15 protein-coding genes and 1 pseudogene are annotated in these 15035 nt (G+C 70.6%); 4 read left to right on the top strand and 12 right to left on the bottom strand.

Annotated features, from left to right (window positions below):
- Positions 1–69 precede the first annotated feature (69 nt).
- Positions 70–1347, top strand: a complete 1278-nt coding sequence (locus tag ACFWY5_RS32450) for an MFS transporter (protein WP_379636446.1) — start codon at positions 70–72, stop codon at positions 1345–1347.
- Positions 1348–1359: 12 nt separating this feature from the next.
- Here ACFWY5_RS32450 and ACFWY5_RS32445 read toward each other — a convergent pair whose 3' ends face one another.
- Positions 1360–2100: a metallophosphoesterase family protein gene (locus tag ACFWY5_RS32445; protein ID WP_379624741.1), complete on the bottom strand. Its 741-nt coding sequence runs from the start codon at positions 2098–2100 to the stop codon at positions 1360–1362.
- A gap of 18 nt (positions 2101–2118) precedes the next feature.
- Positions 2119–2346: a hypothetical protein gene (locus ACFWY5_RS32440; RefSeq protein ID WP_379624739.1), complete on the bottom strand. Its 228-nt coding sequence runs from the start codon at positions 2344–2346 to the stop codon at positions 2119–2121.
- Positions 2347–2380: 34 nt separating this feature from the next.
- Between ACFWY5_RS32440 and ACFWY5_RS32435 the strand changes: the two genes are divergently transcribed.
- Positions 2381–2992 (top strand): Uma2 family endonuclease, encoded by a 612-nt coding sequence (locus tag ACFWY5_RS32435; protein WP_379636444.1) that lies wholly within the window; start codon positions 2381–2383, stop codon positions 2990–2992.
- 36 nt (positions 2993–3028) lie between these two features.
- Here the strand turns inward: ACFWY5_RS32435 and ACFWY5_RS32430 are convergent, their stop codons facing one another.
- From ACFWY5_RS32430 to infC, 7 genes and pseudogenes are all read right to left on the bottom strand, one after another.
- Positions 3029–5578: a phenylalanine--tRNA ligase subunit beta gene (locus tag ACFWY5_RS32430; RefSeq protein ID WP_379636442.1), complete on the bottom strand. Its 2550-nt coding sequence runs from the start codon at positions 5576–5578 to the stop codon at positions 3029–3031.
- Complete coding sequence (gene pheS, locus ACFWY5_RS32425) at positions 5578–6618, bottom strand: phenylalanine--tRNA ligase subunit alpha (RefSeq protein ID WP_379636452.1); 1041 nt, start codon at positions 6616–6618, stop codon at positions 5578–5580. The genes ACFWY5_RS32430 and pheS overlap by 1 nt, the downstream gene beginning before the upstream one ends.
- Before the next feature lie 123 nt (positions 6619–6741).
- Positions 6742–7824: an ATP-binding protein gene (locus ACFWY5_RS32420; RefSeq protein ID WP_379624735.1), complete on the bottom strand. Its 1083-nt coding sequence runs from the start codon at positions 7822–7824 to the stop codon at positions 6742–6744.
- 49 nt (positions 7825–7873) lie between these two features.
- Positions 7874–8686 (bottom strand): TrmH family RNA methyltransferase, encoded by an 813-nt coding sequence (locus ACFWY5_RS32415; protein WP_379636440.1) that lies wholly within the window; start codon positions 8684–8686, stop codon positions 7874–7876.
- A 43-nt stretch (positions 8687–8729) separates the two neighbouring features.
- Entirely contained in the window at positions 8730–9113 is a 384-nt protein-coding gene (gene rplT / locus ACFWY5_RS32410) for a 50S ribosomal protein L20 (RefSeq protein ID WP_184961802.1), read from the bottom strand.
- Positions 9114–9137: 24 nt separating this feature from the next.
- On the bottom strand, positions 9138–9332 hold the full coding sequence (gene rpmI / locus ACFWY5_RS32405; protein WP_379624731.1) for a 50S ribosomal protein L35: 195 nt from the start codon (positions 9330–9332) through the stop codon (positions 9138–9140).
- 243 nt (positions 9333–9575) lie between these two features.
- A pseudogene (infC, locus tag ACFWY5_RS32400) lies at positions 9576–10088 on the bottom strand (translation initiation factor IF-3); the annotation flags it as partial.
- A 364-nt stretch (positions 10089–10452) separates the two neighbouring features.
- Here infC and ACFWY5_RS32395 point away from each other — a divergent pair.
- Positions 10453–10710 carry a type II toxin-antitoxin system Phd/YefM family antitoxin gene (locus ACFWY5_RS32395; RefSeq protein ID WP_184961806.1) on the top strand — a complete coding sequence of 86 codons (258 nt, stop codon included), beginning with the start codon at positions 10453–10455 and terminating at the stop codon, positions 10708–10710.
- A complete protein-coding gene (locus tag ACFWY5_RS32390) occupies positions 10707–11123 on the top strand; it encodes a type II toxin-antitoxin system VapC family toxin (protein ID WP_379636438.1) in 417 nt (138 codons plus the stop codon). Before ACFWY5_RS32395 ends, ACFWY5_RS32390 begins: the two co-directional genes overlap by 4 nt.
- On the opposite strand, the gene ACFWY5_RS32385 is transcribed toward ACFWY5_RS32390, so the two are convergent.
- From ACFWY5_RS32385 to mltG (ACFWY5_RS32375), 3 genes are all read right to left on the bottom strand, one after another.
- Complete coding sequence (locus tag ACFWY5_RS32385) at positions 11098–11931, bottom strand: shikimate dehydrogenase (RefSeq protein WP_379636436.1); 834 nt, start codon at positions 11929–11931, stop codon at positions 11098–11100. The two genes, ACFWY5_RS32390 and ACFWY5_RS32385, sit on opposite strands and share 26 nt — an antisense overlap.
- Positions 11932–12254: 323 nt before the next feature.
- Positions 12255–13403 carry an endolytic transglycosylase MltG gene (mltG, locus tag ACFWY5_RS32380; RefSeq protein WP_379624724.1) on the bottom strand — a complete coding sequence of 383 codons (1149 nt, stop codon included), beginning with the start codon at positions 13401–13403 and terminating at the stop codon, positions 12255–12257.
- Positions 13404–13614: 211 nt separating this feature from the next.
- Positions 13615–14898, bottom strand: coding sequence for an endolytic transglycosylase MltG (gene mltG / locus ACFWY5_RS32375; protein ID WP_379636434.1), 1284 nt, complete (start codon positions 14896–14898; stop codon positions 13615–13617).
- Positions 14899–15035: the final 137 nt, after the last annotated feature.

Genomic DNA, 15035 nt, shown 5'->3' with positions numbered 1-15035 from the left:
GGGCCCTTCCCCGCGTCAGGGAGAAAACCGTTTGAGCTCGCGCGCGGGCACGACGGACAATGTCACCTCGTGTTCTCCCTCATCAAACGCATCGCACCCGACCTGGGCCCGTTGCGCGACTCGCGTGACTACCGGCTGCTGATGGTCTCCGGGGTGATCACGATGTTCGGCACGTTCGTCACCATGGTGGCGCTGCCGTTCCAGATGATGGAGCTGACCGGCGACTACGTCGCCGTGGGACTGATGAGCCTGGCCGAGTTCGTGCCGATGGTCGTGTGCGGGCTGTGGGGCGGGGCGATCGCCGACGCGCTCGACCGGCGCAAGATCGTGCTGTTCAGTGAGGTGGGCCTGCTGGTCACCTCGGGCCTGCTGACCGTCAACGCGCTGCTGCCGCGCCCGCAGGTGTGGGTGCTGTACGTGGTCGGCGCGATCGCGATGGGGCTGACCTGCCTGCAGCGGCCCAGCCTTGAGGCGCTCATCCCGCAGGTCGTCCGGCACGACCAGCTGGCTGCGGCGGCGGTGCTGGCCAGCCTGCGCTGGAACATCGGCGCCATCGCCGCGCCCGCCCTGGGCGGCCTGCTCGTGGTCACCTACGGCAGCGCCCTGGCCTACGGGCTGGACACGGTGTCGTTCGCGCTGTCGCTGGTGCTGCTGTGGCGGATCCGCGCGGTGCCGCCGCACGAGGAGGCGCGGCCCGCCTCGCTGAAGACGCTCGCCGAGGGCGTCCGCTACGCCTGGCGCCGCAGCGACCTCATGGGCACCTACCTGGTCGACATCGCGGCGATGGTCTTCGCCATGTCGACGGCGCTGTTCCCGTTCCTGGCCAAGCAGCTGGGCGCGCCGCAGGCGGTCGGGCTGCTCTACTCGGCCAGCGCGGTGGGCGCCCTGATCGCCTCCCTCACCGGCGGCTGGACGGCACGGGTGCACCGGCACGGCCTGGGCGTGATCGTGGCCGCCGGGCTGTGGGGCGTGGCCGTGGCGCTGGCCGCGGTGGTGCCGAACATGTTCGCGGTCTTCTTCTGTCTCGCGCTGGCGGGCGCCGCCGACATGATCAGCGGCATCTTCCGCTCGACCATGTGGAACCAGACCATCCCGAACGAGCTGCGCGGCCGCCTGGCCGGCATCGAACTGCTGTCGTACGCCAGCGGCCCCATGCTGGGCAACGCCCGCGCCGGAGCGATGGCCGCCTTCGGCGGCGCCCGCTTCGCGCTGGGCGCGGGCGGCCTGCTGTGCGTGGGCGCGGTGGTCGCCTTGGCCGGAGCGCTGCCGAAATTCCGCCGCTACGACGCCCGCACCGACGAACACGCCCTGGCCGAGAAGGCCCGCCGCGAAATGGCCGCACCCTGACCCGGTGCGGCTTCACCGGCCCTCGCGCCGCGCGAACGCCGTCAGCGCCACCGCGTCGGAGTAGACCTCCCGCACATACTCCGCGACCCACTCCTCGATCCCGCCGAATCCCGACCCCGCCACCAGCCGGGCCGCCACGTCCGCGGCATCGAGGGGGGTTCGCCGCAACGTCACCGCCCCGCTGACGGAGTCGAGCAGCGCCCAATGAGCCCCGTCCATCCCGTACGGCATGCCGACGGACCCCGGGTTCACGATCAGCCGCCGATCGGCCAGCCGCGCGAACGGCATGTGCGTGTTCCCCAGCACCACCGTGTCGGCCGGCTCCCCGTCCAGCACCTCGCGCCACCGCTCCAGCGAGCTGTCGACGAGCACGACCTCGTCGTCACTGCGCGGTGTCCCGTGCACGAACAACGTCCGCCCCAGCCGCCCGAGCTCCAGTTCCTGCCGGGCGGGCAGAGCGGCGAGCACGTCAACCTGATCATCCCGCAGCCGCTCCCCCGCCCACCGCGAGATCGCGAACTCCGGCGCCTGCCCCCGAGCCGCCTCCACCAGTTCCCGGTCGGCGTTGCCGCCGACCCAGAGCGCCCGCTCCCCCAGCGAGACCAGCAGATCGATCGTCTCGACCGGCATCGGCCCCGCGGCCACGTCGCCGGTCAGCACCAGCAGGTCCGCACCCCGCACATCCGCCTCACCCAGCACCGCCTCCAGTGCTGGCAGCACCCCGTGCACATCGGACAAGACCGCGACCCGCATCCGTTCACCCCGCATCGGCTAGAGACTCTCCCGCCACCCGTCATACTCCTCGGCCAGCGCCTCGACCTTGCCGGCCAGCTCCGCGGGCAGGTCCTCGACGACCACGACCCACTGCGCGTCCTCGGCGTCGTCCTCGCCCGCCAGCGTCTCCCGCACCACCCGGGGCACCTCGCCCAGCCACTCCCCCAGCACCTCGGCCACCGCCTCGGCGTCATCCCGCTCACCGAACACCAGCAGGTTTCGCACAACCCCGTCCTTCATAGATTGCTACCGTAGAACCATGACGGCCGAAGCGGTGAGCATAGATATGCCTGAAAAGCCACCATCGCTTCCCGACTGGGTCTTCCCGCCCCCGGAAGGCTTCGTCGCGGAAGACCTCGATCACATTCCGGGATTGCCTGCGCACACGGAGTTGATTGACGGAAGCTTGGTCTTCGTGAGCCCCCAGCGAGACTTCCACACTTCCGCGCTCTACCTTCTGGAGAAGGCGCTTCGCGGTTCGGTGCCGAGCGATCACCGGGTGCGGCGCGAGATGAGCGTACGGCTGTCCGCGACCCAGCGCCCCGAGCCAGATCTGATCATCCTCGGCCCGGGAGCCCGCATCCAGCCCGACGCGACCTTCTACGACGCCGACGACGTCCTGCTGGCCGTTGAGGTCGTCTCCCCGGACTCCAGGGTGCGTGACAGGGAGCGCAAGCCCGTGCTCTACGCGCGGGCGGGCATCCCCTACTTCTGGCGCGTCGAGAACGCAGAGGGCCAGTTGATGGTCCACGTCTACGCGCTGGAGCCGTCTACCGGGAGCTACGCCGTCGCCGGCATCTTCCATGACCGGCTCAAGGTGCCCGTGCCGTTCGCCATCGACATCGACCTCACCGAGATCGACCAGCTCTGAAAGGCGGACACGGCCGAACGCCGTGCCCGCCTCCCGTCAGGCTCCGCGTAGCGATGCGCCCACGCGGTCGGCGGCCAGCGCCACCGCCGCGTCACGGGCCGCCGTCGTCTCCTCCACCGTCAGCGTCCGCTCCGGTGCGCGGAAGCGCAGCGTGTAGGCCAGGGACTTGTTCCCCTCGCCCACCTGTGCCCCGGTGTAGACGTCGAACAGCCGGATCGACTCCAGCAGATCGCCCGCCCCCTCGCGCAGCGCGGCGGCCACCGAGGCCTCCGGGGTGCCGGCGGCGACGATCAGGGCCACGTCCTGGGTGGCCACCGGGTAGGCGGACACGGCCGGCGCGTTCACCGGGCCCCGCAGGTCCAGGCGGGTCAGCTCCATCTCCATCGCGCAGGTGCGCGGCGGCAGGCCGTAGGCCTCGATGACGCGCGGGTGCAGCTCGCCCGCGTGACCCACCAGCGTGTCGCCGGCGTAGAGGGCGGCGCAGCGGCCCGGGTGCCACGGCTCGTGCTGGTCGGCGGCGACCCGCAGCTCCACCCCTGCCTGCGCGGCCGCCATCCTGGCCGCCTCGACGGCGTCGGCCCAGGTGGCCTGGCGGCCCTTGCCCCACCAGCCGGAGCGTTCGAACTCACCGGCCAGCACGACGGCCAGCCGTTCCGGCTGGGCGGGCAGCGCGGCCTCCAGCGCGGCGAGCTCCTCCCCTGCGGGGGCGCGCTCCACGCCGAAGACCGGGGCGGTCGCCGTGGCGCCGGGCTTGGCGCGGTAGACCAGGCCGGACTCGAACAGCGAGATGTCGGCGAAGCCCCGGCCCACGTTGCGTACCAGCGTCTTGAGCAGGCCGGGCAGCAGCGTGGTGCGCATGTACGGCTCGTCGTCGGAGATCGGGTTCGTCAGCCGGGTGGCCCGCCTGCGATCGTCGTCCGCGGGAAGCTGCAGGTTGTCGAGGTCGGCCTGCCCGATGAACGGGTAGGACAGCACCTCGACGTAACCGTGGTCGGCCAGCACCCGCCCGACACGCCGGCGCAGCCGCTGCGTCTCGGTGAGGCCGGCGCCGGCGGGCGCCTTGGGCAGCACCGACGGCAGCCCGTCGTACCCTTCGAGCCGGATGACCTCCTCGGCCAGGTCGGCCGGGTCGGTCAGGTCGGTGCGCCACGACGGCGGCGTCACCGTGATCATGTCGGGGCCGGTGACGGCCAGCCTGGCCGCGATCTCGCCGCCGGTGACCACCGCGGTGGGCGCGACGCCGCCCCGGCGGATCGCCGGGTCGTCGCCGTCGGCGACCGTGCAGCCGACCTGCTCCAGGCGCCGCACCACGGTCTCCTTCGGGTACGGCACGCCGCCCACCTGACCCGGGTAGGCGGCCGGGATGGCGATGCGCGCCGGCTCCACCTCGACCTCGGCGTGGGTGAGCCCCGGCTGGATGGCGGCGCCGCCCAGCTCGGCCAGCATGGTGACCGCCCGCCAGGTGGCGACCACCGGCAGCTCCCGGTCGACGCCGCGCTCGAAGCGCTTGGACGACTCCGAGACCAGGTTGTGGGCGCGCGACTCGCGCGAGATGCCGGGCGCGGAGAAGTGCGCCGCCTCGATGACCACGTCGGTGGTCGTCTCGGAGATCTCGGTGGCCAGGCCGCCCATGGTGCCGGCCATCGAGATCGGCCCCGACTGGTCGGTGATGAGGATGTCCTCGGGGTGGAGCTCGCGCACCACGTGGTCGAGGGTCTCCAGGCGCTCGCCGGGCTCGGCGCGGCGTACGACGATCTCGCCGGTGAGCTTGGCCCGGTCGAACGCGTGCAGGGGCTGGCCCATCTCCAGCATCACGTAGTTGGTGATGTCGACGGCCAGCGAGACCGGCCGCATGCCGGCGCGCGTCAGCCGTACCCGCATCCAGAGGGGGCTCTTCGCGGCCGGGTCGAAGCCGCGCACCTCGCGCAGCACGAACCGGTCGCAGGCGGTGGCGTCGGCGATCCACGCCGGCCACGCCTCCTCGGCGGCGGCGGGCGGCTGGAGGTCGGCGGGGTCGTGGAAGGGCACGCCGAAGGCGATGGCCGCCTCACGGGCCACGCCGCGCATCGACATCGCGTAGCTGATGTCGGGAGAGATCTCCATCTCGATGACGTCGTCGCGCAGGCCGAGCAGCTCGACCACGTCGGTGCCGATGGGCGTCTCGGGCGGCAGGACCATGATGCCGTCGTGGTCGTCGCCGAGCCCGAGCTCACGCTCGGAGCAGATCATGCCCTCGGACAGCCGGCCGTAGGTCTTGCGCGCGCCGACCTCGAAACCGCCGGGCAGCACGCCGCCGGGCAGCACGACCGGGACGCGGTCGCCGGCCACGAAGTTGCTGGCGCCGCAGACGATCTCGCGCGGCGTCGCCTCGCCGACCTCGACCTTGCAGTGGCGGATCGGCTTCTTGAAGCCGGTGAGCTCCTCGATCTCGAGGACCTCGCCGACGACGACGTTCTTGACGTCGTGGCCGTGGGAGATGATCCGCTCCAGCTTGAGCCCGGCCGCGGTCAGCCGCTCGGCGACCTCGTGGGCGGTGACCGGCGGCAGATCGACGTACTCCCGCAGCCAGGAAAGCGGGGCCTTCATCAGATCTCCATTCCGAACGGGAGCGAGAAGCGGACGTCACCCTCGACCATGTCGCGCATGTCCTCGGCGTTGTGGCGGAACATCAGCGTGCGCTCGATGCCCATGCCGAAGGCGAAGCCGCTGTAGCGGGCCGGGTCGACGCCGCCCGCGACGAGCACCCGCGGGTTGACCATGCCGCAGCCGCCCCACTCGATCCAGCCCTCGCTCTTGCAGGTACGGCACGGCGGGTTGCCCGGCACGGCACTGGTGCCGCGGCAGACGAAGCACTTCAGGTCCATCTCGGCCGACGGCTCGGTGAAGGGGAAGTAGTGCGGCCGGAAGCGCGTGGTGATGCCCTCGCCGAACATGACCTCGGCGAAGCGGTCGAGCGTGCCCTTCAGGTGCGCCATCGTCAGGCCCTCGTCGACCGCCAGGCCCTCGACCTGGTGGAAGACCGGGGTGTGGGTGGCGTCGAGCTCGTCGGTGCGGAAGGTCTTGCCCGGCGAGACCACGTAGCACGGCACGCCGCGCTGCAGCAGCGCGCGGATCTGCACCGGTGAGGTCTGCGTGCGCAGCACCATGCCCGAGTCGGCCGACTCCACGAAGAAGGTGTCGTGGTCGGAGCGGGCCGGGTGGTCCTTGGAGATGTTGAGCGCGTCGAAGTTGAACCACTCGCCTTCGAGCTCGGGGCCCTCGGCGACCTCGTAGCCCATGGCGACGAAGGTGTCGGCGATGCGTTCCTGCATCGTGGTCAGGGGGTGACGGGCCCCCTGCGGCCGGCGGTCCCACGGGAGGGTGACGTCGACGGTCTCCTCGACGAGGACGCGGGCGTCGCGCTCGGCCTCCAGCTCGGCCTGGCGGGCGGCCAGCGCCTCGCCCACAGCCTTGCGGGCGGCGCCGATGCGCTTGCCCGCCTCGGCGCGCGCGGCCGGGGGCAGCGCGCCGATCTCGCGGTTGGCCAGCGCGATGGGCGAACGGTCGCCGGCGTGGGCCAGGCGTACCTGCTTGAGTTCGTCGAGGCTGCCGGCCGCCTTGATCGCCGTTACGGCGTCCGCCTCCATGCGCGACAGCTCGTCGGCATGCAGGGGCGTGACCTCGACAGGGTCGTAGTCAGACAAGAGAGAGCTCCGTATCCAGGGCTTGAGCGAGACTGAGTCTAGTGCTGGCCCACCGGAGCCGATGACCTACGCGAAGTCAGGCGTGCCGGTGGGCAACATAAATCGGAACTCGGCCCCGCCCTCGGGAGCACGCTGCACGGTGATCGTCCCGCCGTGCGCCTCGACCAGGCCCTTGACGATGAACAGGCCAAGCCCGGTGCCGCCGCGCCGGCGGCTGTTGCCGCGCCAGAACTGCCGGAAGACGCGCGTGGCCAGCTCGGGGCGGATGCCCTCACCCTGGTCGCGCACAGACACGGCTACTCCATAGTCGACGGCTTGAACGTCAATGCTCACGGTTCCGCGTCCGTGCCGCAAAGCGTTTTCCACCAGGTTACCGAGAATCTGGTCGATCTTGTCCTGGTCGAGCCAGGTCTCGGGCAGGTGGCCGGCGACGGCGAGCCGGAAACGGTCTTCTGGCTCGCCCGCGGCCACGCGCCCGGCGATGACCCGGCGCACCCGCGCGGGCACGTCGACGACCTGGCGGTGCACCTCCATGCGGCCCGACTCGATGCGCGAGACGTCGAGCAGCTCGGTGATCAGCCGCGTGACGCGGTCGGCGTCGGTGTTGATGGTGTCGAGCATGACGCGCTTCTGCTCGTCGGTGAAACGGCTCCACTTGGCCAGCAGCGTCGCGGTGAAGCCCTTGACGCTGGTCAGCGGCGAGCGCAGCTCGTGGGCGACGGTCGAGACCAGGTCGGCGCGGCTGCGTTCCAGCCGGGCGCGGGCGCCGCCGTCGCGCAGCACGATCGTCACCCGTTCGACGTCGCCGCGGCGCTCGGGATCGCGCACCAGCCGGGCGGTCACGTGGAGCTCCTGGCCGCCGGGCAGATGCAGCGGGCGTTCCGGGACGCGGGTGCGGGTGCGCAGCCCGCCCTCCGGGTCGAGCGCCTTCCACCACTCGCGGCCGTCGTGGTCGCGCAGCGGGAAGACGTCGTTCATGTGCCGTCCGACGGCCCGTTCGACGGGCACGCCCGTCAGCCTCTCGGCCGCCTTGTTGAGCGCCAGCACCCTGCCGAACCTGTCGGTGACGATGACCCCGTCGGGAAGGTCGTCGATGCCGATCGTGCACACGGAGGCCACCACCCGACCTTCGCTGTCTTCGCCGTGCACGACCCCGCCTCCTCGACTACATGGCCGACAATAGCGGGTTTCCGCGCCCCTAGGGCACCCGCTGAGCCCGTGCGGACGCGTAGAGACACACTGCTGCCGCGGTCGCCAGGTTGAGGCTCTCCGCCTGCCCGTAGATGGGCACCCGCACCACGTCGTCGGCCAGCGCGCGTACTTCCTCAGGCAGCCCCCACGCCTCGTTGCCGAAGATCCACGCCGTCGGCCCCGACAGGTCCACGTCGTCGAGGGTGCGCTCGCCCGCGCCGTCCGCGGCCAGCACCCGCAGTCCCTTGTCCTTGAGCGCCCGTACGGCTCCCGCCACCGGGCTGCCGATCACCACCGGCAGGTGGAACAGGCTGCCGGCGCTGGCGCGTACGCACTTGCCGTTGTAGGGGTCCACGGAAGCGTCGGTGAAGACCACGGAATCGGCCCCCGCCGCGTCGGCCGCCCGCATCACGGTGCCGGCGTTGCCCGGATCGCGCACGTGCGCGAGCACCGCCACCAGGCGGGGGTCGCCGCCGAGCGCCTCCTCCAGCGGGACGTGCACGAAGCGGCAGATGGCCAGCAACCCCTGCGGGGTGACCGTCTGCGAGAGCTCGGCCATCACCTCGCCGCTGGCGCGGTGCACCGGCAGGTCACGCGAGAGCGCCTCGCCGACCAGATCGGGGTGGCGCAGCTCGGCCTCCGCCGTGGCGAACAGCTCCAGCGTCACGCCGTCGAGCTTGAGCGCCTCGCGCACCGCCTGCGGGCCCTCGGCCACGAACCTGCGGTCCTGGTCGCGGAAGGAGCGCTTGGCCAGGCGCCTGGCCGCCTTCACCCGCGGCGCCCTGATGTTGGTCAGCTCCACGTTGTCCCCCAGTGCCATGCAAAAAGGGCCCACCGGAGGTGGGCCCCTTGACCGTAAAACCTCAGCTCGCGGCCGGCGCGTTCACGTTCGCCGGCAGCGCCTTCTTGGCGGCCTCGACGAGCGTGGCGAAGGTCTGGCTGTCGTTCACCGCGAGGTCGGCGAGGATCTTGCGGTCGACCTCGATGTGGGCCAGACGCAGTCCCTGGATCAGGCGGTTGTAGGTCATGCCGTTCTGGCGGGCCGCGGCGTTGATCCGCTGGATCCACAGACGGCGGAACGCACCCTTACGGTCCTTACGGTCCCGGTAGGCGTACGTCATCGAGTGGAGCATCTGCTCCTTGGCCTTGCGGTAGAGCCGCGACCGCTGGCCGCGGTAGCCCGCTGCCCGTTCGAGGACGACCTTGCGCTTCTTCTTGGCGTTGAGCGCCCGCTTCACGCGTGCCATGTTGTATCTCCCCGGGGGTTCGCGCTACTTAGCGAGCAGCTTCTTGATCTTCTTGACGTCATTGTCGGAGACAATCACTTCGCCCTTGAGACGGCGCGTCAGCGTGGAGGACTTCCACTCGTTGTAGTGCGCGCGAGCGGCACGACGGCGCTTGACCTTGCCGGTGCCGGTGAGCCGGAACCGCTTCTTCGCACCGCTGTGCGTCTTCATCTTCGGCATCTCGCCGTCTCTCCCTCAATTCGTCCGTGCCGGTGGCCGGGTCGGTGCAGGCCGACCCGGTCGCGGCGTCTTCGTTACGGCAGTGGCGTCGTTCGGGGGTTGCCGTGTAAGGCTAACCCGAACCGCGGGTCACGCTTCCTGTGCGGAAACTTCCTCACCTGGTACGGAAGCTTCCTCGCCCGGAGAAGGCTCCTCGCCGCCACGCTGTGCCTTGGCTGCGGCCTTTTCGGCCTTGGCCTCGGCCTTCTTCTTGTGCGGACCGATCACCATGATCATGTTTCGGCCGTCCTGCTTGGGCTGGGACTCGACGAAGCCGAGCTCCGTGACGTCCTCCGCCAGCTTCTGCAGGAGCCGGAAGCCCAGCTCGGGACGCGACTGCTCACGTCCGCGGAACATGATCGTGACTTTGACCTTGTCTCCCGCCTTGAGGAACCGCACCACGTGACCCTTCTTGGTCTCGTAGTCGTGCGGGTCGATCTTCGGCCGGAGCTTGATCTCCTTGATGATCGTGTGCGCCTGATTCTTGCGCGCCTCGCGCGCCTTCATCGCGGACTCGTACTTGAATTTTCCGTAGTCCATGAGCTTGCACACGGGCGGTCGAGCCGTGGCCGCGACCTCGACGAGGTCGAGGTCGGCCTCCTGGGCGAGCTTGAGGGCGTCGTGAATGGAGACGATGCCGACCTGCTCGCCGTTCGGGCCCACGAGGCGAACCTCGGGAACTCGGATACGCTCGTTGATGCGGGGCTCAGTGCTGATGGGGCCTCCTAGGTTTGCGTCCCTACGTGCTCGTCGTGCCGAGAGCTTCGCACGTACGTGTCTGTACACGCGAAAAGCCCCGCACGTCGCGCATGCGGGGCCACTGAGCTCGTCGGCTTCGTGGCCGTAAGCTCCCCGGAGTAGTCCGGCGTGATCCTGGACCCGGCCGCCGGGCGGCGACTCAGGTGGGAGGGAGACCTCCGCTTGCGCGTCCAGCAAGGCATGCCGGACCGATCAGGGAGTTACGTTACCACAACACACCGAGTTCTTCGAATCATCCTGCCCCGGGAGCGTCGGCTTGCTATCACTGTGTGCTACCGGGCCAGCTTGCTAATCTAGACAGACCAGACAGGAGGTGGGTCCCATGTCCTCATGGCAGCTCCAGGAGGCCAAGCAGCGCTTCAGCGAGGTGGTGCGGCGGGCACACGACGAAGGACCCCAGATCGTCACCCGGCACGGCGAGGACGTGGCCGTGATCATCGACATGGCCGAGTACCGGCGACTCAAGGGAGGCGAACCCGACTTCAAGGAGTTCCTCATGTCCGGACCCGATCTCAGCGACCTCGACCTCACCCGGTCCCGAGATCTGCCCCGCGAGGTTGACCTGGGGACCGACTGGTGACCTACCTGCTGGACACCAACGTCGTCTCGGAGATGACCAAGCGCCACCGGGATCCGGGGGTGGCCGCCTGGCTGGAGACGATCAACGGGCCGACCCTCTACCTGAGCGTCCTGGTCATGGGTGAGATACGCAAGGGCATCGAGCTCTCCAGGCGCCACGACCCGGTACAGGCCGCCGCGCACGAGGCCTGGCTCACCAGGCTCCAGGCCGAGTTCGCCACGCGGATCCTGCCCGTCACCACCGAAGTGGCCGAGGAGTGGGGCCGGTTCAACGCCATCCGCCCCATTCCCGTCGTCGACGGGCTCATGGCCGCCACCGCGCGTACCCGCAACTGGACCCTCGTCACCCGGAACGTCAAGGACTTCAACGGGCTCGACCTGCGGATCATCAACCCGTTCGACTGGCCCGTCTGAGGATCTCCGCCTCGCCGGCCGCGCGCATGGCCTCCACCGGCACGTCCGCGCGGCCGGTCATCAGCTCCACCTGCCGCACCGCCTGGTGCAGCAGCATGGCGAACCCGCCCACCACGCGTCCGCCCGCCTCCAGCACGCTCGCCGCCGCCTTCGTGGGCCACGGCGCGTAGACCACGTCGAACAACGCCGGCACACCCGCCAGCGCCCCCGCGTAACCGTCGGCGGCGCCGCCCGGCAGCGTGGAGATCACCAGGTCGACCCCGAGCAGGTCGTCGAGCTCGTCCAGTGGCGCCACGCGCAGCGCCACCCCCAGCCGCCCGGCCACCGCGGCCGTCCCGGCCGCCCGCCCGGCATCCCGTACGGCCAGCGTCACCCGCTCCAGCCCCAGGTTCCGCAGGGCCGCCAGCGCGGAACCGGCGGTCGCTCCCCCACCCAGCACCAGCGCCGAACCGGGCCGCGGCACACCCGCCTCGGCCAGCGCCCGCTCGATCCCGTAAACATCGGTGTTCTCACCGCGGGCGGACCCATCACGGAAGACCACCGTGTTGGCCCCGCCGACCTCGACGGCCAGCTCGGAGACGGAATCCAGCAGGGGCAGCACGGCCCGCTTGAGCGGCATCGTCAGCGACAGCCCCGCCCACTGCCCGGCCTCACCGCGCAGGCCCGCCATCCGCGCGGGCAGCGCCGCCTCGTCGCACTCGAAGGCGTCGTAGGTCCAGTCGTTCAGGCCCATCGCCCGGTAGGCCGCCCTGTGCAGGTACGGCGAGAGCGAATGCGCGATCGGCGAACCGAGAACCGCTGCCCGCATGAAACCCCTCCCTATCCAGCCACAGGACCCTACCCCTGGCCACCGATCCGGCCGAAATCAGCGGCCTGGGAACACCAACCACTTGGCGGGCCAAGGCGGGCCGTTGCGGCGGGGAGTGCGTCCGACGTGAGAAGCGATCCCCCCGACCTGCGCCCGCCCGCGACGGCGGGTGGCGTCTGGGTGGCTTGCCGTAACGGAAAGGCGCCCTTGAAGAGCGCCGCCACAACGGGAGGACCCCCTTGAAGAGAGCCCGCCACAAGGCGGGGGGCCCTTGAAGGGGCCCGCCGCAACGAAAAGGCCTGCCGCGATGGACCGCCGCCCGCTCAGCCGCCGTTCTTCTTGTACTCGTTGAGCAGCACCTGGAACTCCGCGTCCGTGGTGGCGAACTTGGTGACCTGGCTCTTCGGGTCGGTGGCGACGAAGTACAGCCATGTGCCCGGCGTCGGGTTGAGCGCGGCCTCGATCGCGTGGTCGCCCGGGTTGGCGATGGGGCCGGGTGGCAGGCCCAGGTGCAGGTACGTGTTGTACTTCGACGGCGTCTTCGTCTCGGCGAAGGTGGCGGCCGTCTTGTACTTGCCGAGCGCGTACATGACCGTGCTGTCCATCTTCAGGTGCATCTCCGGCTTGTGGGCGAGCCGGTTGTAGACGACGCGGGAGATCTTGCCCATGTCCTCCTGGCGCCCGGCCTCCGCCTGGATGATGCTCGCGATGATCATGATCTCGTGCGGTGTGCGGCCGAGGTCCTTGGCGCCCGCCTCCAGGCCGGCCCGGTCGGCGGTCTCCTTGAAGCGGTCGACCATCTTGGTGAGGACCGCGCTCGCGCTCGACTTCGGCGGGAACTGGTAGGTCGCGGGGAACGCGTAACCCTCCAGGCGGCCCTTGGCGTAGCCGGGCAGGCCGAGGTCGCCGGCCTTCTTGGCGGCGGCGGCGAAGTCCTTGGCCGGGATCTTCGTCTTTCCGGCGAGCTGCGTGAACGTGTCGCTGAGGCGCAGGCCCTCCGGCAGCGTCACCTGGGTGTACTGCCGGTTGTTCGCGTCGAGTTCGCTGACGGCGTCCGCGGCGCGCATCTGCTTGCGCAGCGTGTAGTGGCCAGGAACGAGCGAGGCGCTCTTGCCGGAGTTGGTGACGGCGTTGATGAAGGCTCTGGAGTCCTTGATGACGCCGAGGCGCTCGAGTTCCTCCGCGACGTCGGTGGCGCTCTGGCCCTGCCTGATCTCCAGGGCGACCGAGCCGCTGCCGGGGCCGGAGAAGTCGCCGGGCACGAGGCGGTCGCTCACCCACAGGTAGCCGTAGTAGCCACCGCCGCCGACGATGCCGAGCAAGACGATGAGCGCGAGCAGCGGCGCCAGGAATCCGCCGCGATTGCGGCGGCGGCGACGGCGGCGCCCGCGCCGGCCGTTGCCCTTCTGGCGGCGCGAGCGTCCGTTGTCGTCCTCGGAGCCGAGGAGCAGGTCCATGTCGAGATCGTTCATAGCTGCGATGGCCAATCTCCCGGTATGACCGGCCTGGCGTCAAGACCGGCGAGGGTTACCGAGCGGAACGGGGGGAACCGCCGGTCACATGCGGATGACCAGCGATGATCACTCTGAGTAGCCATGCTAGGGGACACGGAGAGTGCGTGCGCCCCTTCCGCGGGGCGGCGCAGGGAGAGTCCCTGCGGGACGGGGGGTGTCCCGACGAGCATCAGTTGGTCCCGAGGTATTCGTTCAGCTCTTCCCGGTATCTCACAAACTCACTCTCTTTATCGGTGAATTTCGTGATTCTATGCTCCGGATCGGTGGTGACAAACCAGTACCAATCACCCTCTGCAGGCTTCAAAGCCGCCATCAGCGCCTTCTCTCCAGGGCTGGAGATCGGCCCCGGCGGCAGCCCCGCGCGCAGGTAGGTGTTGTACGGCGAGCGCACCCGCGTGTCCTTCACCGACACCTTCAACGTCCGGCGGCTCTGGGCGTACGTCACCGTGCTGTCCATCTGCAGCGGCATCCCCTGCTCCATCCGGTTGTAGATCACCCTGGCGATCTTCGGATAGTCGGAGTCCCTGCCGCCCTCGGCCTGCACGATGCTGGCCACCGTCACGACCTCCAGCGGCGTCAGGTTCACCTCGGGAGCCCGCTGGGCCAGCTTCACCTCTCCGGCCGCCGTCGTGAACCGCTCCACCATCGCCGCGACCACGTCCGTGGCCGAGGAGTCCGGCTCGATCTCGTACGTCGCCGGGAACAGGAACCCCTCCACGCCTCGTGCGTACTCCGGCAGCCCGAGCAGGTCGGTGTCGATCGAGCGCAGCTCGTTCAGCGGCAGCCCGCCCTGGGCCGCCACCCGCCGGAACACCTCCTCGGCCCGCATGCCCTCCGGCACCGACACCTTCTTCACGACCCGCGACCCGGGATGCAGCAGCATGTCCACGGCCGCCCCCGCCGCCATGCCCTTGCGCATCCGGTAGTGCCCCGGCCGCAGCCGGTCGGCGACCGCCTTCTGCTCGGTGGCGTTGATGAACGAGCGCGCGCTCGCCACCACCCCCGCCGCCGTCAGCGCCGCGCCGACCTCTCCCGCGCTGGAGCCGGGCTGGATCCGCACCGTGACCGCGCCGCTCCCCTGCCCGTCGAAGTCATCGGGCAGCAGGTACGGCTTCGCCACCACATAACCACCGACACCCACCGCCACCACCGACGCGGCGAACCCGGCCACCAGCAGCCCCTTGGTCCGCCGGGTGAGGCCGCGCTGGGCGGGCAGCGGCACGGTCTCCGCCCCGACCTCCTCGGCCACGTCGATCTCCCCGCCGGCCAGCAGTTCCGCGGCCAGCGAGCCGGAGTCGTCCTTGGCGCCGCCCTGGGGCGGAACGGCGGCGGCCAGCCCGGCCGCGTCCCGGGCCCGATCCTGCCCAGCCCTGGCCGCCTCGCCTCCGGGCGACCCTGCTCCGGGCGACCCGTTTCCGGGCGACCCGCCTCCGGGCGACCCCTGCTCGGGCACGAAGGCCCCACGCCCGGACCGCTCACCCGCAGACCGCTCACCCGCGGACGACTCACCTGCGGACGACTCATCCGCGAGCGAATCACCCGCGGCGGAAGGCCCCGCGGACGGTGAGTCCTCGGACGGTGGCTCGTCGG

The organism is Nonomuraea sp. NPDC059007 (assembly GCF_042740555.1).
Classification (GTDB): Bacteria; Actinomycetota; Actinomycetes; order Streptosporangiales; family Streptosporangiaceae; genus Nonomuraea.
The sequence above is the reverse complement of the archived record's forward strand: the minus strand, read 5'-3'. Positions and strand labels throughout refer to the sequence as shown.